We start from the raw sequence: 23268 nt of genomic DNA, 5'->3' as shown, positions 1-23268 counted from the left end.
TTCACCCGCGACCGCCTGCACCGGGAAACGCAGCGCCGCTTCGGCGAATACGACCTGACCACGGCATACACGCCGGGCGGTCAGCTACAGAGCCATCACCTCAGCATTCTTCAGCTTAACCGCGACTACACCTGGAACAGCGGCGGGCAGCTTGTTCGCATCCGCGGGCAGCATGAGCAGCGGGATTATCAGTACGGCGACGCCGGAAGGTTGCTCAGTACACATATCACATCGCCCCACCACGACCTGGCGCAGTGGACGTTCACCGACCCGGCGGGCAACCGGACAGCGCAGCGGGATAAATACCCGATGCTGCCGGACCATTTCCGGGATAACCGCATCAGCCAGGATGTGGAGAATTTTTATCATTATGACGAACACGGCAGGCTGACGGAGAAAGATGAACGCCGGATACACCCGCACGGCAGCCTGTCGCATCATTATGAGTATGATAACCAGCACCGGCTGGTGCACTACCGCCGGATGCAGGCAGGCAACGTGCTGACGGAAAGCCGTTATCTTTACGACCCGCCGGGCCGCCGCATCAGCAAACGGGTGTGGGCATGTACGGTATTTCACGATGGTTCGTGTTCACAACCAGCGCTGCAGGAAACCGTGTGGTACGGCCAGGATGGCGACCGGCTGACCACCACGCAGACGGACAAAACCCGCATCCAGACGGTGTACCTGCCGGGGAGCTTCACCCCGCTCATCCGTATTGAAACGGCAACCGGAGAACTGACCAGAGCCACCCGCCGCACGCTGGCAGAGAAATTTCAGCAGGAAGCAAACGTGACCTTCCCGCCGGAACTGGTGGCGATGGTGGATAATCTGGAAGCGGAACTACGGCGCGGGGAACTCAGCGAAGCCAGCCGGACGTGGCTGGCACAGTGCGGCCTGACGCCGGAGCAGATGAAAAATCAGCTGGAGCCGGAATACACGCCGGAGCGCAAAATCCACCTGTACCACTGCGACCACCGGGGGCTGCCGCTGGCGCTGATTGACGTTAACGGGGCCATTGCATGGCGCGCAGAGTTTGATGAATGGGGGAATGTGCTGCGGGAAGATAACCCGCATAACCTGGAACAGCTTATTCGTTTGCCGGGACAGCAGTATGATAAAGAGACCGGACTGTATTATAACCGGCACCGGTACTACGACCCGTTACAGGGAAGGTATATCACGCAGGACCCGATTGGGTTGGAAGGGGGGAAAAACGCATATTCATATCCACTGAATCCAGTGCAATACGTTGATCCATTAGGGCTTAGTACTATGTTAATAGGTAACGGTCCCGTTCCTGATAATCCTTTTGGGCATGCTGCCGCAGCAAATCGGTATGGATTAATGAGTTCGGGAACTGGGGATGAGATGGGAGCTTCTGTGTCTGATTATTTTAAAAAGATGCAACCCCGTAGAGATACTTGGATTTGGATAATAGATACAACAGATGAAGAAGAACAATGTATGATGAATAAGGCAATCGACCTTAATAAAAACCTAAAAACTATTAGCCTCGGGCCTCTTCCTATTGCAAATAACTGTTTTAGCCGGACGAACATGATTTTTGAGGCGTGTGGCTTTAGTAACCCCACTATGAATACAAATTCACCTATAAGCCTACAAGTGCTCGGTGAGCTTTATGGTTCTCAAAGATATATTATACCTAAAGGTTCTTTCACTGGATTCCCATTTAAATTTCAAGAGGTAAAATAGATGAAAATAATTGGGAAGATATTGGCAGTAATAACCCCCATGATAATTACATCTTGCGACTATTACAATGCCGGGTTAGAGTATCAAGATAATACAGCCCTCGAGCAAGTCGTAGCATGGGATTCTGATAATATATTCACACCTAATATATTTGAATATGATGGGAAATGTTTTATGAAAAAAAATGAAACATGGATGTTATTAAATGGAGATGCAACGCCTAACATTAGAACGATGAGCGATAAGAAAATTCAATGTCTGGAAAAGAGTGAAGTAGAATGGGCTAGCAGAGTTTGCGACAGTATCACAAACAATAGAAAGGAAAATCTTAAGGCATTAATATGTAGCAAGCCAGCTATATCAATTAATACAGATAAAAGGCCAGCGTTATGATATTGAAACGGACGCTGCGCTATTTCACTATTACATTCTGCTGAGTGACTGGAGCAACCGCTCCGCCCACCGGGGCATACCCCCAGCCGCTGGCTGACGTTAAAAGACGGGTTGCGTGGTGCGTAGAATCTGACTGCGGGAGAATAACCCGCAAAACAGGAACAGCTTATCCGTCTACCGGGGCAGCAGTGGGGTAACGAGACAGGATGTACGACACCCGACACGAGTATCATGAACCACAGCAGGCACGTATAAGCACTTGAGATTCAGTATTTAGTTCCCCTTTTATATTCTCTGGTTAGGCGACCCTTAATCAGTCAGCGATCTCCTGGGAAGTGAAGGTAAACGTGTCACCGTCAAACAGCCCCTGGCTGGTGAGTTTTAGCGCGGGGATCACCGGCAGGGAGAGAAACGCCATCTGGATAAACGGCTCGTCGGGCAGAGAGCCACATTCGCGACCTGCTGCTTTTAGCGCATCGATCTGCTCCGCCAGCGAATCGGCGGTGTCGGTGCTCATTAACCCGGCAATCGGCAGCGGCAAGTGGCATTGCACCTGGCCGTTACGAACGACGCAAAGCCCGCCGCCATCGTCAATCACCTGATTAACCGCCAGAACCATCTCTTCCGCGCTGCGACCGATCACCACAATATTATGACTGTCATGGCTGACCGTGGCCGCCAGCGCGCCTTCACGCAGCCCGAATCCACCTAATAAGCTACAGGCCGGGGGCGACTGGCGACCGTAGCGTTCAAGCACGGCGATATAGCAAATATCATGACGATCGAAGCCCTCCGCGGTGCACTCGCAGTCACTGGCGCCTGTCACCAGTTCGTTAGGGATAACATCGATCACCCGATAGCGTTTGCCGGGGGTGAAATGCAACGGGAAGTCATTGGCGCAAACGGGGTGGCGCGCAATGGTATTGCCATACGGCGGAACGGTTTGCGCCAGCCTTGCCGGTTCATCGGCTTTCAGACGTTCAGTGTCAACGGGTTCTCCTTTGACAAACACCTGCTGTACCGTCACGTTGCGGGCATCGCTGAGCAGGACAATATCCGCCTGTTTTCCGGGGGCCAGCAAGCCAAGATGGCGCAGGCCAAAATGATGAGCGGCAGACCAACTGGCGACGCGATAAGCGACGTGTAGCGGGACGTTATGCTGTAAAATCAGCCGGCGAATTAGGGCGTCGATATGCCCTTCATGCGCAATTTCCCAGGGATTGCGATCGTCGGTACAGAGCAGGCACTGTGGGCTGTTAAAAGCGTTGATCAGCGGTGCCAGCGCGTCGAGGTTGCGGGCGGCGGAACCTTCGCGGATCATCAGCGCCATTCCGCGTTGCAACTTGCGACGCCCCTCCTCCAGTGTGTAGCTCTCGTGACAATTCTCGATCCCGGCGGCGATGTAGGCGTTGAGCGCCTTACCGCTCAGTCCTGGGCAGTGACCGTCCAGCGTCAGATGGCGAAAAGCGTCCATTTTGTCGAGCAGCGCATTTTGTCCGGCAATGACGCCTGGGTAATCCATCACTTCGGCCAGTCCGGCGACCAGCGGGTGATCGCGCCAGGCCAGCATCTGGTCGAGGGAGAAATGTGCGCCATTCACATCACATCCCTCCAGAGCGGGAACGCAGGAACTCACCTGCAGATACTGATTCTGCTTCGCCTGTTCGGCGCAGCGGATAAACCAGGAGAATCCTTTTTCGCCCATCACATTGACGATTTCATGAGGATCGCACACGACGGTGGTGAGCCCGCGCGGCAGCGTCGCGGTTTCAAAGGTCACTGGCGTCATCATGCTGGATTCAATGTGCAGGTGAGCGTCGATAAAGCCGGGTACCGCCGTTGCGCCGTGGGCGTCGATGCGCCGTAATGCCGGAGCGTCACGATACTCCGCCCCGATGCCCGCGATATGCCGCCCTTTGATCACAATAGGGCCAGTCATTTCTCCGCCATTGATAATATCGAGAAGGATGACATTATCAATAATATAATCAGCAACCGCTTCGCCGCGTGCAACGGCTAACAATTCTTGCTGTTCCTGACGGCTAATATAATGAAATTTATGACTTATGCTGTTATTCATATTTTTCTCATTTTGATTTTATCAATTTGATTATTATTTATCATTAAGAAATACCTGGTAATTATTTTAAGTTTATCGATTAACGGGCATTTGCATTGTGATTACAATCACTGAATTAAAGACAGGAGATGTTTTAAATGAGGCCTGCTTATATCTTCATAAATGGATGAGAAAAATGAATAATGATATCAGTGATGACGTGCAGCATGATTCAAATCACCTTTCGCGATTATTTAAACTCCGCCAGCATGGCACCGACGTGCGGACCGAAACGATTGCCGGGATGACGACGTTTTTAACGATGGTGTACATTGTTTTTGTTAACCCGCAAATACTTGGGGCCGCGCAGATGGACCCCAAAGTGGTGTTTGTCACCACGTGTCTCATCGCCGGTATTGGCAGCATCGCGATGGGCCTCGTCGCTAACCTTCCCGTTGCATTAGCGCCGGCGATGGGATTGAACGCGTTTTTTGCCTTTGTGGTGGTGGGAGCAATGGGGGTAAGCTGGCAAACGGGAATGGGGGCTATCTTCTGGGGGGCGGTCGGACTATTTTTACTCACCCTTTTTCGCATCCGTTACTGGATGATTTCCAATATCCCGATTAATTTACGTATCGGCATCACCAGTGGTATTGGTTTATTTATTGCGTTGATGGGATTAAAAAATTCGGGCGTCATTATTGCAAATAAAGACACCCTGGTGACCATTGGTAACTTAAGCTCCCACAGCGTATTACTGGGTATTTTAGGTTTCTTTATTATTACCGTGCTGTCATCACGTCATTTTCATGCTGCGGTGCTGGTCTCTATTGTCGTCACCTCCTGCTGTGGGTTATTTTTCGGTGATGTCCATTTTAGCGGCATTTATTCTGTGCCTCCCAGTATTAGCGGAGTGATGGGTGAGGTCGATTTAAGTGGTTCTTTATCGCTTAATCTGGCCGGGATTATCTTTTCTTTCATGCTCATCAATTTGTTTGATTCATCAGGAACATTAATTGGTGTGACGGATAAAGCCGGGTTAATCGGTAGCGACGGTAAGTTTCCTGGTATGAGGCGGGCACTGTATGTCGACAGTGTGAGCTCGGTTGCTGGGGCGTTTATCGGCACCTCGTCTGTGACGGCTTATATTGAGAGTACCTCGGGCGTGGCGGTTGGCGGGCGTACCGGCCTGACGGCGGTGGTGGTTGGTGTGCTCTTCCTGCTGGTGATGTTCTTTTCTCCGCTGGTGAGTATGGTTCCCGCTTATGCAACGGCAGGCGCGCTGATCTTTGTCGGTGTGCTGATGACCTCCAGCCTTTCCCGCGTTAACTGGGATGATTTAACCGAATCGGTTCCTGCGTTTATCACCACGGTGATGATGCCTTTTAGTTTTTCCATTACTGAGGGGATCGCGCTTGGCTTTATGTCGTACTGCATCATGAAAGTGTTTACCGGACGCTGGCGGGAACTGAACCTGTGCGTCGTTGTGGTCGCGGTGCTTTTTGCGCTGAAAATCATTCTGGTGGATTAGTATTCACGGACCGTTTCCAGATATCATGAGCGCTGATAAAGCAGGAGAACGCATGATCTGGATAATGCTGGCCACACTGGCGGTGGTGTTTGTTATCGGGTTTCGGGTACTCACTTCCGGATCCCGGCGGGCGATTCGCCGCTTGAGCGAGCGCCTGAATATTGATGTGGTGGCGGTAGAATCGATGATCGATCAGATGGGAAAAGTGCAGGGTGAGGCATTTATGCAGTATCTCCATCGCCCCGACGAGTCACATCTGCAAAATGCCGCTCAGGTTTTGTTGATCTGGCAGAGCGTCATTGTGGACGGCAGCGAGCAGAACCTGTTGCAGTGGCATCGCCTGCTGCAAAAGGCCAGGCTGGCTGCGCCAGTCACCGATGCGCAGGTACGTCTGGCGCTCGGTTTCTTACGCGAGGTTGATCCGGATATGCAGGACATCAACGCCTTCCAGATGCGCTACAACGCTTTTTTTCAGCCAGAAGACGGCGTGCACTGGCTGCATTAAGAGCAATATGGATAAGAATGTTGTTACGCAAGTGAAGCGTAAGGCAGGTGTAGCCATCGGACAAATAGTTGCCAAAACGTTAAATGCGTCACAATTAAAATGTTACACTGCGTGACTTTTCCACCAGAACACCACGCAGGTAGCATAAATGAGTGAATGTATCGAAGAAAAAACCCGCGCTGACGTTGTCGCCCGCCCGAACTGGTCGGCGGTATTTGCCGTGGCGTTCTGTGTCGCTTGCCTGATTACCGTCGAGTTTTTACCTGTCAGTCTGTTGACGCCAATGGCGCAGGACCTGGGGATTTCTGAAGGCGTTGCCGGACAGTCGGTGACTGTCACCGCGTTTGTCGCCATGTTTGCCAGCCTGTTTATCACGCAGATCATTCAGGCAACGGATCGTCGTTATGTGGTGATTCTGTTCTCCGTGTTACTGACCCTCTCCTGCCTGCTGGTCTCTTTTGCCAACTCCTTTGCGTTGTTGCTGGTGGGACGAGCCTGTCTGGGACTGGCGCTGGGTGGATTCTGGGCGATGTCGGCGTCGCTGACCATGCGCCTGGTTCCGCCGCGTACCGTGCCAAAAGCGCTATCAGTGATTTTCGGCGCGGTTTCTATCGCGCTGGTGATTGCTGCGCCGTTGGGCAGTTTTTTAGGCGGCATTATTGGCTGGCGTCACGTCTTTAACGCCGCAGCGGTGATGGGCGTGCTGTGTATGGTCTGGGTGGTGAAATCACTGCCGTCGCTGCCCGGTGAGCCTTCTCATCAGAAGCAAAACATGTTCAGCTTGTTGAATCGTCCCGGTGTTGCGGCAGGGATGATCGCCATCTTTATGTCCTTTGCCGGCCAGTTTGCGTTCTTCACTTATATCCGCCCGGTGTATATGAATCTGGCGGGCTTTGATGTCGATGGCCTGACGCTGGTGCTGCTGAGCTTTGGCATCGCCAGTTTTGTTGGCACCTCGCTGTCGTCTGTGATTCTTAAACGCTCGGTCAAGCTGGCATTAGCCGGTGCACCGCTGGTACTGGCGCTGAGTGCGTTGGTGCTTACGCTGTGGGGCAGCGACAAGATTGTGGCGGCGGGTATTGCGATTATCTGGGGACTGGCGTTTGCGCTGGTGCCGGTGGGGTGGTCGACATGGATTACCCGGTCGCTTGCCGATCAGGCAGAAAAGGCTGGATCCGTCCAGGTCGCCGTGATCCAGCTTGCCAATACCTGTGGGGCCGCGGTGGGAGGCTATGCACTCGATAACCTTGGCCTGCTGTCGCCCCTGATGCTCTCCGGCAGCCTGATGCTGCTGACGGCGCTTCTGGTGGCAGCGAAAGTTCGCATAAAGGGTATGCAATGATCTCACACTCTGTTTGTCGAATGGCGCTGCGCTTATCCGACCTACGGTACGGAGACCTGTAGGCCGGATAAGGCATTTATGCCACCATCCGGCATAACGCGATATGGCTCATCAGAACCACGCTTCCCACATCGCGCCGACGTTGAAATCGTCCAGCGTTTCGTCATCCGTGCCGTTCACGCGAGCGGTGCGGTCGTTATCCACTTTGCCGCCGGTGACGTAGAAGCGCAGCATCGGGCGGAACTCCGGCCCCATTGCAATCGACATGTTCTGCGACAGCGTCAGCTTCCAGCCTTTGTTATCGCCGCCGTTATCATAGTCGACACGCTGATAGCCCGCTTCCAGCCAGGTGGAGTGCACGTCGTTCCAGAAGTACATTGGACGCACAATAGCACCATAGTTCTTGCGATTTTCACTCTGATCGGCGCTGTTGTCGTAGTCATGGAATGCCAACAGGTATTCAACCTGCGCCTGTTGCGTGAATTTATGACTCCCTTCGAAGCTGGCGTAAATCGCGGTCAGATCGTCGGTTTTGTTGTAGACGCTGTTGTCGGAGTTGTCAGAGTAACGGGCGATCACTTTGTTGACGCCGCTGTCATTGGTGTGGCTGACGACAAACGCGCCCTGCCAGGCCTTCAGGCGATCGTCGCTATCGACCGCTTTCGAGTCAAAGCCGTAGTTGGCGTAAATTTCCAGATCTAACGGACCGAGTTTCATGCCGTGGATTTTTGAGGTCACGGCGTAGTTGCCTTTGTCACCGGTGCCGGAACCGCCGGTACAGGTGATGCGTGACGGGTTGGCCTCATCTTCCATCACTTCCGGGCTGCACGATTCCACGGCGGCCACGGTCGCCACGTCAAACTGCACGCCGCCAATATCGAAGTTCTTCACCCCGGCGCCCTGGCCGTCGTGGTTCATCCAGAAGTAGTCGTTGATCCCTTGTTGCGGACGCTGGTGGAAGTCGCGCCCCGCCCAGATATAGGCGTTCGGGTTGGATTCCAGAACGTTGGTCACCCCTGCGTAGGCCTTTTTGAGGTTCACCTCGTCGCCCCAGTGGTCGATCATCACGTTGATATCCCAGATCGCACCGTTGTCGCCTTTGAATGCTTTGGAAAGCTGGAATTCGCCGCCGTTGCCTTCGTTACCCAGACGACCAATGGCGGACGCGCCGTTATAGGAACCGTCCACGCCGACGTACTTCTGATCGCCGCTCTGGAAGTGCGCGCCGTAACGCGCATAGCCGCTGAATTTCACACCGAACGGGATGGCCATATCGGGTGACTGCGCGGCGCTTTGCGGCTCAACAATCACATCGGTTTTTTTCGCCACAGCAGCGTCCATTTTCGCCTGACGTTCCGCAAGGGCTTTGTCTACGGCTTTGGCGACAATGGCGTCGATTTGTTCCTGCGTAAATTCCTGTGCGAGTACAGAAATCGGGCAAAGCGCGGCCACGACCGCCATGGCTAATGGAAGTTTTTTTATCATGTTCATGGTTATCTCATTTACGTTTTATCCTTCAGTTTGCATTGAGCATTCTGAAGAGATGTGCGCATTAATTTATTTTAAGATAATAACCATCCCGCCTTGGTGTAATTCGCTATCACCAAAACAAGTTGATCTGTTATTTATAGGTGCGGGTACAGAATGCGTTTATTTAATCGTAATAGCGTCTCCGTTTATTATTATTACCCTTCGACTTTCAAGCTGTTTCTTTGTTGGCTACGTTCGTTCACCCCAGTCACTTAGTTGAGTAAGCACCAGGGAATTCTCTCTTGCCGCCTCGACGCAACTCGAAATCCATTGGGTATAGATTTAAATTAACGTTGGTAGAGATGAATAATTTCTTCTGACAGTTCGCGGGCTAGCAGCGATGTCATTAAATGATCCTGCGCATGCACCATAATTAACGTCATGGGTTGCCGGGCTTCCCCGGCATCCTGTTCGATCAATTTGGTTTGCATGTGGTGGGCCTGACGGGCGTAACCGTCCGCCTCCCGAAGCAGGCTTTTCGCCTCGTCAATGTTGCCTGCACGCGCAGCGTGAAGCGCCTCGAAGCACAGACTGCGGGACTGTCCGGCATTGACGATAATTTCCATTACTGCTTCTTCTAATGCAATCATTGTAAATATCTCTTAATCGAATCCGTTATGTTCGGCGGTATTGGCGAACCACTCGCCGCTCTTTTTCACCGTACGTTTTTGCGTGTCTAAATCTAACTGGACAAAACCATAGCGGTTTTTATATCCGTTGAGCCATGACCAGTTATCAATAAAGGTCCACATATGGTAACCAAGGCACTGACAGCCTTCACTGATCCCTTTATGTAGCCATTTAAGATGTTCAGAGACAAATTCAATACGGTAACTGTCGTTAATTTGCCCGTTCTGAATAAATCGCTGTTCGTTTTCTACACCCATTCCGTTTTCAGAAATAAAGCAGCGCGGGTTGCCGTAATTATCACGCAGATTGGTAATAATATCGTAAATACCCGGCTCATAAATTTCCCAGCCCCGGTAAGGGTTCATTTTACGGCCTGGCATTTCATAATAATCAAACAACCACTCCGGCATAAATGGCGCATTCAGATTGATGGCGGTATCGCGGCATTTTACGCGGCGGGGCTGATAGTAATTAATGCCCAGCAGGTCGATTTTGCCATCGGCAATCAGCTGTGCGTCACCTGGTTGGCAGGCGGGCAATTGATCGTACTCTTTCAGTAACGCCACCAGATCCGCCGGATATTCCCCTTTCAGCACCGGGTCGAGGAAGCTGCGGTTGAACAGCAGATCCGCATGGTGCGCGGCTTTCACATCCGCCGGATGCTGTGAGCGCGGATAAGAAGGCGTCAGGTTGAGCACGACACCGATTTCGCCGTCGTTGTTGCCCGCACGATAAGCGCGAACCGCCGTCGAGTGCGCCAGCACGGTGTGATACGCCACGGTGGCTGCGCGTCTGAAATCCACCACGTTGGGGTAATGGAAGTCATACAGATAGCCGCCTTCTACCGGCACAATCGGCTCGTTAAAGGTGAACCAGTGCTTAACGCGGTTGCCGAACAATTCGAAACACGTCTGCGCGTAGCGGCCAAAGGCTTCCACGACGTCACGATTTTCCCAGCCGCCTTTCTCCTGCATCACCATCGGCATGTCGAAGTGAAACAGCGTGATAAACGGCGTGATACCCTGTGCCAGCAGTTCGTCGATAACGTTGTTATAGAACGCCACTGCTTCTGGATTCACCTCGCCCGTACCGTCTGGAATCAGGCGCGACCAGCTTAACGAGGTGCGGAAGCTGTTATGTTTCAACTGCTTCAGCAGCGCGATGTCCTGTTTCCAGTGCTGATAAAAGGTTGAGGTGTTCGCCGGGCCAACCCCCTGATGGAAACGACCTGGCTGGCGGTCGAACCACACATCCCATGTGGTCTGGCTTTTGCCGCCGTTCAGGCTATCCCCTTCGGTTTGCAGCGCTGAGCAGGCACTGCCCCACCAGAAGTTTTCAGGAAAACGGTATCTCATTGTTCTGACTCCTTGATTCATTATGAGTTGCTACGGGCAGCGTTCGCCACGGAGACGGCATCCTGGGCTTTTTGCTCTTCTGTCTTCAGCAGAGAACGTTCGTAAGCGCGCAGGAACGGGAGGTAAATCAACGCTGACATCACCATACAGATCAGACACATCACCACCGGACTAAAGGCCCAGTTTGCCGCCCAGGAGGCGCCAATCGGTGCGGGCGTGGTCCACGGCGTCAGTGACACCACCTGATCCAGCCAGCCCAGGCGGGTTGCGGTGTAAGCCAGTACGGCGTTGATCATGGGCACGAAAACGAACGGGATAAACAGCATCGGGTTCATGATGATCGGCGCACCGAACAGAATAGGCTCATTAATGTTGAAGAAGCTAGGGACGATGCCCATTTTGCCGATCGTCCGCAGATGGGTAACGCGACTACGCAGCAGCAGGAAGGCCAGTGGTAAAGTCGAGCCCACGCCGCCGATCAGCAGATAGTGATCCCAGAAACCTTGTAAATAGACGTGTGGCAATGCCGCGCCTGCTGCCAGCGCCGCCTGGTTCGCGGAAAGGTTGGCCATCCAGAATGGGTTCATAATGCCTGTGACGATCAGCGAACCGTGAATACCAGCAAACCAGAAAATCTGGCACATCAGGACCGAAAGCAGAATCGCCGGCAGGGAGTCAGACGCGGAAACCAACGGTGCCAGCAGGTGCATGATCGCCTGCGGAATGATCATGCCGGTCTGCGCTTCAATAAACAGGTTCAGCGGGTGTAACGTCGCAATGACCACCAGAACCGGAATGAGGATCTCAAACGAACGGGCGACGCCGGTCGGAACCTCTTTCGGCAGACGGATAGTGATGTTGTGCTGCTTCAGCCAGGCATAAACGCGCGTGGCATAGATGGCGGTGATCAGCGCGGTAAAGATCCCCTGACCGGAAAGGTACTGGGTGGAGATTTTCCCGTCGGCATACGGGGCGGCGACCAGTAAAAAGGCCATAAACGCCAGCAGGCCGGACATGATTGGATCGAGATTAAACTGACGGCCCAGACTGGCGCCAATGCCCACAGAGATGAAGAACGTCATAACGCCCATGCTGAGGTTAAACGGCAGCATCAACTGTTCACGATACGTGGCGGAGAAATCGAGCCAGCCACGGGCAAAGCTGTTGGTGGTTTCGGCAGAGAACGGCGGAAAAATAAACACCAGCATGAACGAGCCGATGATCATAAACGGCAGCGCCGCGGTAAAACCATCACGAATCGCAATCACATACTTTTGCTGGCCCAGTTTACCGGCAAGAGGGGTGATGGATTGTTCTATGACAGCAACCATTGACTGATATAACGAACTCATAATGACACCTTTCTAATGTGCCGCTTCAATCAGCGACAGAGCAAAATCCAGCACCTTGTCACCGCGTTGCATTCCGTAATCCTGCATATCAATGGCTTTTACGGGGATGTTTTGGGTGGCAGCCTTCTCTGAGAGCGTGTTAAGCATGTATTTTACCTGGGGGCCAAGCAGCACCACCTGGTAATTTGGAAACTGAATGTCAAATTCGGAAACGCCATATGCATCAATTTGGACTGGCAGCTTCCGCTCTTCTGCGGCTTCGACCATTTTACGAACCAGCAGACTGGTGGACATCCCTGCAGAGCAACACAACATAATCCTGAACATTATTAACCATCCTCAAAATGTAAAAACTTATTGCGAGTCTGATTTGATATCATACGGAAACCGGTTTCCATATGAAGCAAACGGAACTGTGATAACCGTCAAGATCTTATTCTTATAAGGCTAATTATTTAGATTTGGCTCACGGTTTTGGTGCTATTTCATACTTTTTGAGTGGAAACGGAAAATCGGTTTCCATGAAAAACGGAAACAGCTATACTGCGTGTGGTGATTATTTGAGCCAATGTTAAATTCAGGATTGAAGGAGCCAGGCAGGCTCTGTCAGGGGAGAATGATGTCTACTATCAACGATGTATCGCGTTTGGCTGGCGTGTCTAAAGCCACGGTGTCGCGCGTGTTGAGCGGATCGCGTGGTGTGAAGGAAGCCAGTCGTCTTGCCGTGTTAAAGGCGGTGGATGAACTGAACTATCGTCCGAATGTGATTGCCCAGTCATTACTCAGCCAGAGCACCGGTTGCATTGGCGTGATTTGCGCGCAGGACAACATTAACCAGACGACGGGCTACCTTTACGCACTGGAAAAACATCTGAGCCAGCACCAAAAGCATCTGTTGCTCCGCTTTGCCAACACCAAAGCAGAAGTAATGAGCGCCCTTGATGAATTAAGTTGTGGCCTGTGTGACGATGTGCTGATTATTGGGGCGCGTTTCCCGCTGAATATCAGCCAGGAAAACGTCATTCTGGTGGATTGCCTGGAAGCGGGCGACGATGTGACCAGTATTCAGTTTGACCACAGCTTTGCCACCGAAACGGCCTGTAACTATCTGATTAGCCAGAATCGTCGGCAGATTGCCCTCATTCATCCTGAAGGGATGGGGTTCTCCGAACAGGTGCTGCTCGGCTACAAACACGCGCTGGAGAAGAACTTCCTGCCCTTTAACCGTAACCTGGTGTTTATGGAAGCCACCTCTTCCTCGGTCGCGCTACAGGAGTTGTTGAATAACGCCTCCACGCTCAACTTTAACGCCCTGCTGGTGGCGGATGAGCAGCAGGCTCAGCGGGTGATCCCACAATTGCAGGCGTTTAATAAGTCGGTTCCGGAAGATATTATGATCTTCAGCCTCGCCGGTTCGCTGCATCTGCCGGGGATCCCGACCATCCCGGCAATCGAATACTCCATGGATGCGATGGCGGCGCGGATTGTCAGCTGGCTGAATGAAAAAACGCAGAGCATGTTGGGATCGTATGTGCTGCGCGGCGACCTCATCATTCCGGATGTTCGCCAGCGGTAAGCTAATTAACGGGCGTGAGGCATAGGCTTCACGCTACATATCCGGGCATTCCACCTTACCGAGCGCTTCCCAGTAGTTGCTCTGATTGTTCCTTTCCATCGCCACCGCCGCCTCGCGGATGTGCTGCTGATTGCCTTCATTCGCCATGATCGTTTTTTCCCACGCCTCGTCTGAAGGCGAACCTTGCGGCGTACAAATTTTGCGTAAATCGTTGAGTATCGTATTTTTTTCGTGCACGGATTGCAGTGCGCCGTAAGGCGAGTCGGCCTGCGCCAGCGTTGGCATCAAGAAAAGGGCGGCAATGATCGGTAAAACGGCTCGTTTCATGGTAATAATCCTTGTAGTCGATGCGCATCATTTCAAGAGTAAGTGTAGATGGTGTACGACTCTCTCAGCAGCCCGTGCGAAAGTCGGAAAAGGCTTCAGCCAAAAGTTGTATTTTTTCAGGAGGATAGAATGCAGATACAAATTACCGATACCGTTACCGAAGACGATCAAAATGCACTGCTCACCGGATTGCGCGCTTACAATTTTCAGTTTCTGCAAACGAGAAATTTTGGCGATCTGGCGGTTTACTGGCGTGACGAGCAGCAGAAAATTCGGGGGGGATTGATTGGCAAAATCAAAGGGGAATGGTTGAGCATTGAGTTTTTATGGATGCATGAATCCCTGCGTAAAGGCGGTTACGGTAGCCAGCTAATCCAGGCCGCAGAGCGCGCCGCTCGCGAAAGAGGTTGTCTCCATGCTCTGGTCGATACCCTGAGTTTTCAGGCGCTGCCGTTCTACCAGAAGAACGGTTATCAACTGCAACTGACCCTTGAGGACTTCCCGGAAAAAGGGGCTGCCCGGCATTATTTATCGAAAACAATTTGATGACCGGAGGCATTCACCGTGACGTCTGGACGCCGATTCACTTTCTTGCATAGCAGAATAGTGTATGTTCTGAACAATCATTTAATTCTTAAGCGGTAAAGAGATGAGACGGATCGAGATCGTACTGGGAGAGCTTGAAAGGCTGACGCGTGGGCTGGATCGTGCCGATTTGGCGCAGGAGACGGCATTCACCGCGGAGGCGATTGGCTTCAACCTGGGGCTGGCGCGCAACTCGGTCAGTAAAGATCTCAACCAACTGTGGAATGACGGTCTGGCGATTAAAAGCCGGGGGCGTCCGGTGTTCTTCCTGCACCGCCAGACGCTGGAGACATTGCTGGGGCGCAAACTGGAGAGTAGCGAGCGCGAGGTGCGCTCGGTGGCTGACCTGCTTCCGCAAGCGGAAAATACGGGCGACGACGATCCTTTCACCGGCCTGATTGGCTATGACCGCAGCCTGCGCGATGCGGTTGAAAAAGGCCGCGCCGCGGTGCTCTATCCGCAGGGTTTGCACGTGCTGCTGACCGGCCCATCTGGCGTGGGGAAAACCTTTTTTGCCGAACTGATGCACCGCTTCGCCTGCGAAAAGTCCGCCGGTTCCCCGCCGCCGCTGGTCTACTTTAACTGCGCCGAGTACGCCCATAACCCGGAACTGCTCTCTTCCCACCTGTTTGGCCATCGTCAGGGGGCATTTACCGGCGCGAACGAGAATAAACCCGGTCTGGTTGAGCAGGCAGACGGCGGCTATTTACTGCTCGATGAAGTGCACCGTCTGCCCTATGAAGGTCAGGAAAAACTGTTCTCTATTCTTGATAAGGGTGAGTACCGTCCGCTGGGGGACAGCAGTAAGGCGCGTTCGATCTCGGTACGGCTGATTTGCGCCACCACGGAACCGGCGAATTCGTCGCTGTTGCGTACCTTCCAGCGACGCATTCAGGTAAGCATCGATTTGCCGGGGATTCGTCAGCGATCGATTGAAGAACAAGTGGAGCTGATTGTCGGTTTCCTGCAGCGTGAAAGTCGCAAAATCGAGCGCACGGTGAGCATCGACAAAACGCTACTGCTCTGGCTGTTGAACAAACCGCTGGAGGGCAACATTGGTCAGTTGAAGAGTGATATCCAGTTCCTGTGCGCCCAGGCGTGGGCGTCAGGAATGACGGAACATAATGACACACTACAACTGGATAAACGGCTGGCGGAGATACCGTTTCACGCCACGCCGGAACAGCGCCTGTTGGTCGATGCCTTGTTTGAAGGGAAAGAGCGGCTGAACATTGATGCGCGCACGTTACCGGCGCTGAAAACGTCGCTGGCGACCGGGGCGGAAATCGAAGAGAGCGATCTGTTTTACAGCTTCCTGACCCGTGAATATGTCAATCTGCGCAACAGTAATGTCCCGCCGGCGGAAACGCTGGCTATCCTGAAAAACAAGCTCAGCTCGATTTTCGAATATGGCCTCTACAGTCGCGATAGCGTGGCGCATCCACCGCGTTATGGCGATCAAATCGAAGAACGCGTGACGCTGTTGATCGGCTGCGTGGAACAGGTGCTTACGTTTACGCTGCCGGAAAACCTGGTGAATCCGCTGCGCAAGCACTTCCTGGCGCTGATTGGCTACGTCCAGCGCGGGTTGATTCCCCAGCTCTACTCTTCCAGTCTGATCCTCGATCGCTGCAAAGATGAATACGATAACGCCACGCTGCTGTGCCGCAAAATTAATGAACTGCTGCATATTCAGTGCCCGGCGACGGAAGTGGTCTGGCTGTGCCTGTTCCTGAAAGAGTGTCGTCATTACCGCCAGCGCATTGATGCCAGTCCGGATTGCGGGGTGATTCTGGTCGCTCACGGCGCGACCACCGCGACCAGCATGGCGCAGTATGTTAACCGTGTACTGGAACGCGACCTGTTCAGCGCAGTCGACATGCCGTTTGAGCAGTCGGTACATGACACGCTGGAAACGCTGACCCAGATTATTCAGACCCAACGCTATCAGCGGCTGATCCTGATGGTCGACATCGGTTCACTGGTACATTTCGGCAGTACGATCAGCAAGTTATTTCAGATAGACGTACTGCTGATGCCCAACATCACGCTGACCAGTCTGCTGGAGGTTGGGCTGGATTTAAGTTACGAAACCAGCGATTTACCCCAATTGGCGGCGCTGATGCAGAGCAAAAATATCCCCTGCCAGCTGTGTACGCCGCAGCAGGAAAACGGCGGCAAAGTGCTGGTCGTTTCCTGCATTACCGGCATGGGAACGGCGGAAAAAATTAAAAAAGTGCTCGAGGAGAGCTTCGGCGAACTGATGTCGCAGGACACGCGAATGGTGATCCTCGATTACAACGACGTGCGCAGTCTCGAACGTGTCCAGCAGGCGCTGAATGCCAATGAGCGACTGGCAGGGATTGTCGGGACTTTCCAGCCCGGACTACCGGATATTCCGTTTATCTCGCTGGAAGAACTGTTCTCTGAGCAGGGGCCGGAGCTGGTGTTAAGCCTGCTGACGCCGGATCTCTCCAGCGCCGAGCGCCGTCTGGAGATGGAGCGCAGCGCGATGCGCTTTATCAGCGCGCTGACCATGGAGAGCATCATCAATCATATTTCAGTGCTCAACCCGCAGCGCATTCTGAAAGAGATGGAGGGCGTGCTTAACCATCTGACGACTGCGCTTTCCCTCAAACCCAGTCGCCAGGTGACACTACGCTTCCTGATCCACTGCTGTTGCATGGTTGAGCGTATCGTGATCAACCGTAAACCGTTACAGATGGCGCTGGAAAACAAACCGAATCTGGATCCCCGCGCGTTTAGTGTCATTAAATCTGCGTTTCTGCCGATCGAAGAGGCCTATGCCATCCGGTTATCGGATGCGGAATATTTTTATATCTACGAACTGCTTTATAGCTGATCCCTTAACGGGCGAGGTGTTGCGCCTTGCCCGCTCTCCTTTCCCCCTCGTGTGACACAAATACTGGCACAGCCTTTGCTCTTTCCTTGCGTGTAAATGTAATCGCGCCAGGAGGCCATTTTGACTACCACTCAACCGTTGCCCGACATTCTGCTGCTGACCCATGGCGGCTGGGGACAACAGCTTTGTAACAGCCTGCGCATGGTGATGGGCGAAATTAAAGGCGTGACAGAAATTGCGCTGATGCCCGTCGATACGCTGGGTGAGTTTTATCAGCGTGTTGAAGACGTGGTGAAAACCATGCCGGAAGGCTCACTGATTCTGACCGATTTTGTGGGCGGCACGACATCCAACGTGGCGGCGCGGCTGAGTGCGGATTATCCGGTGGCGGTCATTTCCGGACTCAACGCATCACTGCTGCTGGAAGCGCTGGACAGACGTGAACACGGTTCACTGACTACCTGCGTCAGCGAACTGGTGGACGCCGGACGCAGCAGTTGCCTGGACGTTGTTGCTCACGTCCGTCAATTACAACAATCACAATAAGGAAAACCATCATGGCAAACATCGTGTTATGTCGTATCGATAGCCGACTGATCCACGGACAGGTGGTGACGAAGTGGGTCGGGCAGTCCCAGGCCAACCGCATCGCGGTGGTCAGCGATGAACTGGATGCCGATCCGTTTATGAAAAACATCTACCTGATGGCTGCGCCGCCGAACATCAAAGTGGATTGCTACAGCAACCAGAGCTTTGCCGCCTCATGGCAAGAGAACCAACTGGGCGACGGCAATGTGCTGGTGCTGTTCCCTTCTCTGGCGGCGATTCAGCAGGCCGTACAACAGGGGTTTGATGTCTCCACGATTCAGGTGGGGGGGCTGGGCGGTGGACCGAACCGCAAAGCGGTATTCCAGAACATTACGCTCGATGAAAAAGACGTTGGCATTCTGAACGACCTGAAAAGTCGTGGGATTCAGGTGTTCTTCCAGACTATCCCGGAAGATAAACCGCAGTCGCTGGACGATATCCTGAAAAAATTCTAATTCTCTGATAATGGGATAACACTATGGATACCTTAGTTTTTGCAAGCCTCATGGGGTTGTATTACTGGTTTGCCCGCTTACGCCTTGGCTACACCTTCTCTGCCATGCTGCTTCAGCCGGTGGTGGTGGCTGTTTTCGTCGGGCTGCTGCTTGGCAATATGCAGACTGCGATGATTATCGGTGCCGGGATGCAGCTCGTTTATCTCGGCGTGACCTCCACGCCTGGCGGTAACGTGCCGTCAGATCCGGCGCTGGCGGCCTGTATCTCGATTCCCATCGCGGTGAAAGCTGGGATGGACCCGAACCTGGCCATTGCGCTGGCGATCCCCTTCGGCGTGATCGGCGTCTTCCTTGACCAGTTGCGTCGTACCCTGAACGCCGCCTGGGTGCATATGGCTGATAAACACGCGGAAACAGCGAACATGTCGGGCATTATGCGCTGTGCGTTCCTCTACCCGGCACTGCTTGGACTGGCGCTGCGTTTCCCGGTGGTGTTTGCCGCGAACTACTTCGGTCAGGACGTGGTGGAAAGTTTCCTCAAACTGATGCCGCACTGGCTGACCCACTCCTTTGAAATCATGGGCGGGATCCTGCCGGCGCTGGGCTTCGCAATCACCATTATGGTGATCGGTAAAAAGAGCCTGCTGCCGTGGTTTATCGGCGGATTCTTCGCGGTGCTGTACCTCAAGGTAGACATCATGGCGATGGCGATCTTCGGTACCTGTGTGGCCTTCCTGATTAAAGGCCTGGCGAAAAATGAAGGAGCAGCATGATGAGCAGCGACGTAATGCAGCATGAACTGGTTGAGCGCGCACGGACGACCGGGGCGTTAACCAAAGCGGATATCACTAAAGCATGGTTTATCTACTGGCTGGGCGCGGAAGTCTCCAACTCTTATGAACGTCTGCAGAGTCTGATTTTCTGCGCCTCGATGACACCGATCATCAAAAAGCTCTACCCGCAAAAAGAGGAACAGGTGGAGGCGCTGAAACGGCACCTGAACTTCTTCAACTCCGAGCAAACATTTGGCGCGGTGATCCAGGGGATTTCCATCGCCATGGAAGAACAAAAAACGCGCGGCGAGCCGATCAGCGATGCCTCAATTACCGGGATTAAAACCGGTCTGATGGGGCCGCTGGCCGGGATGGGCGACTCCATTGTCTGGGCCGCCGTCATGCCGCTGCTGATTGCGATTTTCATCCCTTTCGCCGCTAATGGCAGCGCGTTTGGCGGTATTGCACCGCTGATCCTCTATCCGGCGATTACCCTGGCGATCAGCTACGGTCTGATCCACAAAGGCTACACCCTGGGACGTGATTCTATCGTCGGGTTATTGCAGGGAGGGCGAATCAAAGAACTGATCTACGGCGCGAACGTGCTGGGGTTGATCATGATGGGCGCGCTGTCGGCAAGCTACGTCAAGATCACCACACCGTTGAAAATCAGCGCCCTGAAGGGTTCTGAAGTGGTCGTGCAGCAGATCCTTGACTCTATCGCGCCAGGCCTGCTGCCGCTGGCGGCGGTGTTTGCCATCTATATCTTCCTGGTGAAAAAGGGTCCGCGTTACACCACCATTCTGCTGTCGATTGTGGCGCTGAGCGTGGTGTGTTCGCTGCTGGGAGTGTTGTAAGCCATGACAGAGAATATTTATCAACAGCTGGGGCTAAAACAGGTGATTAACGCCTGCGGCAAGATGACGATTCTTGGCGTCTCCAGCGTCGCGCCGGAGGTGATGCAGGCCACGGCGCGCGCGGCCTCGGCCTTTGTTGAGATCGACAAGCTGGTGGACCGAACCGGTGAACTGGTTTCCCGCTTTACCGGCGCGCAGGACAGCTACGTGACCTCCTGCGCCTCGGCAGGGATTGCCATTGCCGTTGCCGCCGCCATTACTCGTGGCGACCCGCTTCGCGTGTCGCTGATGCCGGACAGTAGCGGAATGGCCAACGAGGTAGTGATGCTGCGCGGTCATAACGTGGATTACGGCGCGCCGATTACCAGCGCCATTCGTCTGGGCGGTGGGCGCGTTGTGGAAGTCGGTTCGAGTAACCTGGCCGCACGCTGGCAACTGGAGAGCGCCATTACTGACGAGACCGCCGCACTGCTGTATGTGAAATCTCACCACTGCGTGCAAAAAGGCATGCTCAGCATTGACGACTTTGTACAAGTGGCGCAGATCCACAACCTGCCGCTGATTGTCGATGCCGCCGCCGAGGAGGATTTACACGCCTGGGTGGCGAGCGGGGCGGACATGGTTATCTACAGCGGGGCGAAAGCCTTCAATGCGCCGACCTCCGGGTTTATCACCGGCAATAAAACGTGGATCGCCGCCTGTAAAGCGCAACATCACGGGATTGCCAGAGCGATGAAAATCGGCAAGGAGAACATGGTCGGGCTGGTGTATGCGCTGGAAAATTATCACCAGGGGCAGACCGTGGTGACCGCCGAGCAGTTGCAACCGACGGTGGAGGCGATTTCGGCCATTCGCGGGCTGACCGCCGATATCGAGCAGGACGAAGCCGGGCGTGCCATCTGGCGCATTCGCGTTCGGGTTGATGCGCAGGTGTTTGGTCTGGACGCGCGCGACGTCGAAGCCCAACTGCGAAGTGGCGATATCGCCATTTACGCACGGCGCTATAACCTCCATCAGGGCGTATTCAGCCTCGACCCACGTACGGTCGCTGAGGGGGAAATGGCGTTGATTGTGGCGCGACTTAAGGAGATTGCAGAACATGCAGCAGATTAATTTTTATCGTCAGCGTGTGGCGATTAACGTGCTGGCGAAAGATATCGCTAACGCCAGGGAAATCTATGACGCCGCCGAGGGACACGCAGTGATTGGCATCCTGTCTGCGCAATTTTCGTCGGTCGACGAAGGCGTTCTGGAGGTGAAGCGCTGGATGGCGGACGTGCCGTCGATTTCGGTCGGTCTGGGGGCGGGCGATCCGGCGCAGTATTACAAGGCGGCGATGATTGCCGCAAAGGTTCATCCGGCGCACGTCAACCAGACCTTTACCGGCAGCGGTTTTGCCGCAGGCGCGCTGGCGGCGACGGGGGGAGAACAGACCCATATCAATGCGCTGGTCAGCCCGACGGGAACGCCTGGTGACGTGTTGATTTCCACCGGCGTCAGCAGCAGCAAGGGGACACCCGCGCGTGTCTCCTGCGATGCCGCCGTGCGGATGATGCAGGATATGGGGGCGCACGCGGCCAAATTCTTTCCGATGGGCGGGGAGAAGTCGCTGCCGGAGCTGTACGTACTGGCGAGCAGCGCGGCGCGTAACGGCATGACGCTGATTGAACCGACCGGCGGTATCGATCTGGATAATTTCGGCGTCATATTGCAGACCTGCCTGGAGGCGGGAGTGCCGCGCGTGATGCCGCATGTGTACAGTTCGATTATCGATCCGCAAACCGGGAATACACGTCCTGAAGATATTGTCAGGTTAATGGACATCATCAAAGCGCTGGTCTGAGCCGAATGGCGCTGCGTGTGGTCAGCGCAGCGCCATCAGGATTTTCGCATATTCTCCCTTTATGCCTTTTTCTTCTTATTGATACCTTTTCGGTTTTTAAACCGCCGTGCCCTTCCCGCTATAGTCATTTCATTACTCATCAGGCGGTTATTTCAAAAGGATAAAAACGTGAAATTGACGATACCTCATTTACGGACAGGGGCGGCGGTACTGCTGGCGGGATTGTTGCTGGTCGGGTGCGATCAGCAGAGCAGCGATGCAAAGCACATTAAAGTGGGTGTGATTAACGGCGCCGAGCAGGATGTCGCGGAAGTCGCCAAAAAAGTGGCGAAAGAGAAGTACGGCCTCGACGTTGAGCTGGTCGGTTTCAGCGGCTCGCTGTTGCCGAATGACGCCACCAACCACGGCGAACTGGATGCCAACGTTTTCCAGCATCGTCCGTTCCTTGAGCAGGATAACCAGGCGCACAATTATAAGCTGGTGGCGGTGGGGAATACCTTTGTCTTCCCGATGGCAGGCTATTCGAAAAAAATCAAAACGGTGGATCAACTGAAAGAGGGCGCGACGGTGGCGATCCCAAACGATCCGACTAATCTGGGACGCGCGCTTCTGCTGCTGCAAAAAGAGAAGCTGATTACCCTGAAAGAAGGGAAAGGTCTGCTGCCGACGGCGCTGGATATCACCGATAATCCGCGTCACTTGCAGATTATGGAACTGGAAGGCGCGCAGCTGCCGCGAGTACTTGACGACCCGAAAGTCGATGTAGCGATCATCAGCACGACCTACATTCAGCAAACCGGGCTTTCTCCGGTTCATGACAGCGTGTTTATCGAAGATAAAAATTCGCCGTACGTGAACATTCTGGTGGCGCGGGAAGACAACAAAGACGCGCAAAACGTGAAGGAATTTTTGCAGTCTTATCAGTCGCCGGAAGTCGCCAAAGCGGCGGAGAAAATCTTTAACGGCGGCGCGGTGCCGGGTTGGTAAG

At 53.7% G+C, this 23268-nt stretch carries 22 protein-coding genes; 15 read left to right on the top strand and 7 right to left on the bottom strand.

The genetic code is table 11. The annotated features are described in order from the left end of the window. Window positions 1–1716: RHS repeat-associated core domain-containing protein (locus AOY24_RS25075; protein ID WP_200906166.1), on the top strand; the 1716-nt coding region annotated here is incomplete at its 5' end. Beyond that, window positions 1717–2109, top strand: coding sequence for a hypothetical protein (locus tag AOY24_RS20305; RefSeq protein ID WP_054177244.1), 393 nt, complete (start codon window positions 1717–1719; stop codon window positions 2107–2109). A gap of 313 nt (window positions 2110–2422) precedes the next feature. Here the strand turns inward: AOY24_RS20305 and adeD are convergent, their stop codons facing one another. Beyond that, window positions 2423–4189 carry an adenine deaminase gene (gene adeD, locus AOY24_RS20300; RefSeq protein ID WP_054177243.1) on the bottom strand — a complete coding sequence of 589 codons (1767 nt, stop codon included), beginning with the start codon at window positions 4187–4189 and terminating at the stop codon, window positions 2423–2425. Between the two features lie 175 nt (window positions 4190–4364). On the opposite strand from adeD, the gene AOY24_RS20295 reads away from it, so the two are divergent. The 3 genes from AOY24_RS20295 to nepI all read left to right on the top strand — a co-directional run bounded on the left by AOY24_RS20295 (window position 4365) and on the right by nepI (window position 7546). Beyond that, a complete protein-coding gene (locus tag AOY24_RS20295; RefSeq protein WP_042998697.1) occupies window positions 4365–5699 on the top strand; it encodes an NCS2 family permease in 1335 nt (444 codons plus the stop codon). Window positions 5700–5751: 52 nt separating this feature from the next. Continuing rightward, the gene (locus tag AOY24_RS20290; RefSeq protein WP_042998696.1) at window positions 5752–6204 is read left to right on the top strand and encodes a DUF1198 domain-containing protein; all 453 of its coding nucleotides are present in this window, start codon (window positions 5752–5754) and stop codon (window positions 6202–6204) included. A gap of 148 nt (window positions 6205–6352) precedes the next feature. After that, complete coding sequence (gene nepI / locus AOY24_RS20285) at window positions 6353–7546, top strand: purine ribonucleoside efflux pump NepI (protein WP_044254545.1); 1194 nt, start codon at window positions 6353–6355, stop codon at window positions 7544–7546. 111 nt (window positions 7547–7657) lie between these two features. On the opposite strand, the gene AOY24_RS20280 is transcribed toward nepI, so the two are convergent. The 5 genes from AOY24_RS20280 to AOY24_RS20260 all read right to left on the bottom strand — a co-directional run bounded on the left by AOY24_RS20280 (window position 7658) and on the right by AOY24_RS20260 (window position 12740). Next, window positions 7658–9037, bottom strand: coding sequence for a carbohydrate porin (locus AOY24_RS20280; protein WP_042998694.1), 1380 nt, complete (start codon window positions 9035–9037; stop codon window positions 7658–7660). A 326-nt stretch (window positions 9038–9363) separates the two neighbouring features. After that, a complete protein-coding gene (locus AOY24_RS20275) occupies window positions 9364–9666 on the bottom strand; it encodes a PTS lactose/cellobiose transporter subunit IIA (RefSeq protein WP_008786514.1) in 303 nt (100 codons plus the stop codon). 12 nt (window positions 9667–9678) lie between these two features. Beyond that, window positions 9679–11061 carry a glycoside hydrolase family 1 protein gene (locus AOY24_RS20270; RefSeq protein ID WP_044263598.1) on the bottom strand — a complete coding sequence of 461 codons (1383 nt, stop codon included), beginning with the start codon at window positions 11059–11061 and terminating at the stop codon, window positions 9679–9681. 20 nt (window positions 11062–11081) lie between these two features. Next, on the bottom strand, window positions 11082–12413 hold the full coding sequence (locus AOY24_RS20265; protein ID WP_042998692.1) for a PTS sugar transporter subunit IIC: 1332 nt from the start codon (window positions 12411–12413) through the stop codon (window positions 11082–11084). Between the two features lie 12 nt (window positions 12414–12425). Further along, window positions 12426–12740, bottom strand: coding sequence for a PTS sugar transporter subunit IIB (locus AOY24_RS20260; protein ID WP_042323435.1), 315 nt, complete (start codon window positions 12738–12740; stop codon window positions 12426–12428). A gap of 292 nt (window positions 12741–13032) precedes the next feature. On the opposite strand from AOY24_RS20260, the gene AOY24_RS20255 reads away from it, so the two are divergent. Further along, window positions 13033–13989 (top strand): LacI family DNA-binding transcriptional regulator, encoded by a 957-nt coding sequence (locus AOY24_RS20255; protein ID WP_042998691.1) that lies wholly within the window; start codon window positions 13033–13035, stop codon window positions 13987–13989. 33 nt (window positions 13990–14022) lie between these two features. On the opposite strand, the gene AOY24_RS20250 is transcribed toward AOY24_RS20255, so the two are convergent. Further along, window positions 14023–14316: a YicS family protein gene (locus AOY24_RS20250; RefSeq protein ID WP_044254539.1), complete on the bottom strand. Its 294-nt coding sequence runs from the start codon at window positions 14314–14316 to the stop codon at window positions 14023–14025. Between the two features lie 129 nt (window positions 14317–14445). Between AOY24_RS20250 and AOY24_RS20245 the strand changes: the two genes are divergently transcribed. From AOY24_RS20245 to nlpA, 9 genes are all read left to right on the top strand, one after another. Then, window positions 14446–14862 carry a GNAT family N-acetyltransferase gene (locus tag AOY24_RS20245; RefSeq protein ID WP_054177242.1) on the top strand — a complete coding sequence of 139 codons (417 nt, stop codon included), beginning with the start codon at window positions 14446–14448 and terminating at the stop codon, window positions 14860–14862. A gap of 103 nt (window positions 14863–14965) precedes the next feature. Next, window positions 14966–17764 carry a transcriptional regulator DagR gene (dagR, locus tag AOY24_RS20240; protein ID WP_054177241.1) on the top strand — a complete coding sequence of 933 codons (2799 nt, stop codon included), beginning with the start codon at window positions 14966–14968 and terminating at the stop codon, window positions 17762–17764. 120 nt (window positions 17765–17884) lie between these two features. After that, window positions 17885–18310, top strand: coding sequence for a PTS sugar transporter subunit IIA (locus tag AOY24_RS20235; RefSeq protein ID WP_044263595.1), 426 nt, complete (start codon window positions 17885–17887; stop codon window positions 18308–18310). A gap of 11 nt (window positions 18311–18321) precedes the next feature. After that, entirely contained in the window at window positions 18322–18807 is a 486-nt protein-coding gene (locus AOY24_RS20230; protein WP_042998686.1) for a PTS system mannose/fructose/N-acetylgalactosamine-transporter subunit IIB, read from the top strand. A gap of 23 nt (window positions 18808–18830) precedes the next feature. Continuing rightward, window positions 18831–19580: a PTS sugar transporter subunit IIC gene (locus tag AOY24_RS20225; protein ID WP_042323417.1), complete on the top strand. Its 750-nt coding sequence runs from the start codon at window positions 18831–18833 to the stop codon at window positions 19578–19580. Then, window positions 19577–20437 (top strand): PTS system mannose/fructose/sorbose family transporter subunit IID, encoded by an 861-nt coding sequence (locus AOY24_RS20220; protein WP_161215577.1) that lies wholly within the window; start codon window positions 19577–19579, stop codon window positions 20435–20437. Before AOY24_RS20225 ends, AOY24_RS20220 begins: the two co-directional genes overlap by 4 nt. 3 nt (window positions 20438–20440) lie before the next feature. Then, a complete protein-coding gene (gene dgaE, locus AOY24_RS20215) occupies window positions 20441–21550 on the top strand; it encodes a D-glucosaminate-6-phosphate ammonia lyase (protein ID WP_044263591.1) in 1110 nt (369 codons plus the stop codon). Further along, entirely contained in the window at window positions 21537–22280 is a 744-nt protein-coding gene (locus AOY24_RS20210) for a 2-dehydro-3-deoxy-phosphogluconate aldolase (protein ID WP_054177240.1), read from the top strand. Before dgaE ends, AOY24_RS20210 begins: the two co-directional genes overlap by 14 nt. Before the next feature lie 168 nt (window positions 22281–22448). Then, the gene (gene nlpA / locus AOY24_RS20205) at window positions 22449–23267 is read left to right on the top strand and encodes a lipoprotein NlpA (RefSeq protein ID WP_044254530.1); all 819 of its coding nucleotides are present in this window, start codon (window positions 22449–22451) and stop codon (window positions 23265–23267) included. The last annotated feature ends 1 nt before the right edge of the window (window position 23268 follow it).

This window comes from Citrobacter sp. CtB7.12 (genome assembly GCF_001297795.1).
Lineage (GTDB): Bacteria > Pseudomonadota > Gammaproteobacteria > Enterobacterales > Enterobacteriaceae > Citrobacter_A > Citrobacter_A amalonaticus.
The sequence above is the reverse complement of the archived record's forward strand: the minus strand, read 5'-3'. Positions and strand labels throughout refer to the sequence as shown.

What these genes read in the sequence shown, in the direction of transcription:
- AOY24_RS20305 (WP_054177244.1), top strand. Translation starts at nt 1,717, where the DNA reads ATGAAAATAATTGGGAAGATATTGGCAGTAATAACCCCCATGATAATT.
- adeD (WP_054177243.1), bottom strand. Translation starts at nt 4,189, where the DNA reads ATGAATAACAGCATAAGTCATAAATTTCATTATATTAGCCGTCAGGAA.
- AOY24_RS20295 (WP_042998697.1), top strand. Translation starts at nt 4,365, where the DNA reads ATGAATAATGATATCAGTGATGACGTGCAGCATGATTCAAATCACCTT.
- AOY24_RS20290 (WP_042998696.1), top strand. Translation starts at nt 5,752, where the DNA reads ATGATCTGGATAATGCTGGCCACACTGGCGGTGGTGTTTGTTATCGGG.
- nepI (WP_044254545.1), top strand. Translation starts at nt 6,353, where the DNA reads ATGAGTGAATGTATCGAAGAAAAAACCCGCGCTGACGTTGTCGCCCGC.
- AOY24_RS20280 (WP_042998694.1), bottom strand. Translation starts at nt 9,037, where the DNA reads ATGAACATGATAAAAAAACTTCCATTAGCCATGGCGGTCGTGGCCGCG.
- AOY24_RS20275 (WP_008786514.1), bottom strand. Translation starts at nt 9,666, where the DNA reads ATGATTGCATTAGAAGAAGCAGTAATGGAAATTATCGTCAATGCCGGA.
- AOY24_RS20270 (WP_044263598.1), bottom strand. Translation starts at nt 11,061, where the DNA reads ATGAGATACCGTTTTCCTGAAAACTTCTGGTGGGGCAGTGCCTGCTCA.
- AOY24_RS20265 (WP_042998692.1), bottom strand. Translation starts at nt 12,413, where the DNA reads ATGAGTTCGTTATATCAGTCAATGGTTGCTGTCATAGAACAATCCATC.
- AOY24_RS20260 (WP_042323435.1), bottom strand. Translation starts at nt 12,740, where the DNA reads ATGTTCAGGATTATGTTGTGTTGCTCTGCAGGGATGTCCACCAGTCTG.
- AOY24_RS20255 (WP_042998691.1), top strand. Translation starts at nt 13,033, where the DNA reads ATGTCTACTATCAACGATGTATCGCGTTTGGCTGGCGTGTCTAAAGCC.
- AOY24_RS20250 (WP_044254539.1), bottom strand. Translation starts at nt 14,316, where the DNA reads ATGAAACGAGCCGTTTTACCGATCATTGCCGCCCTTTTCTTGATGCCA.
- AOY24_RS20245 (WP_054177242.1), top strand. Translation starts at nt 14,446, where the DNA reads ATGCAGATACAAATTACCGATACCGTTACCGAAGACGATCAAAATGCA.
- dagR (WP_054177241.1), top strand. Translation starts at nt 14,966, where the DNA reads ATGAGACGGATCGAGATCGTACTGGGAGAGCTTGAAAGGCTGACGCGT.
- AOY24_RS20230 (WP_042998686.1), top strand. Translation starts at nt 18,322, where the DNA reads ATGGCAAACATCGTGTTATGTCGTATCGATAGCCGACTGATCCACGGA.
- AOY24_RS20225 (WP_042323417.1), top strand. Translation starts at nt 18,831, where the DNA reads ATGGATACCTTAGTTTTTGCAAGCCTCATGGGGTTGTATTACTGGTTT.
- AOY24_RS20220 (WP_161215577.1), top strand. Translation starts at nt 19,577, where the DNA reads ATGATGAGCAGCGACGTAATGCAGCATGAACTGGTTGAGCGCGCACGG.
- dgaE (WP_044263591.1), top strand. Translation starts at nt 20,441, where the DNA reads ATGACAGAGAATATTTATCAACAGCTGGGGCTAAAACAGGTGATTAAC.
- AOY24_RS20210 (WP_054177240.1), top strand. Translation starts at nt 21,537, where the DNA reads ATGCAGCAGATTAATTTTTATCGTCAGCGTGTGGCGATTAACGTGCTG.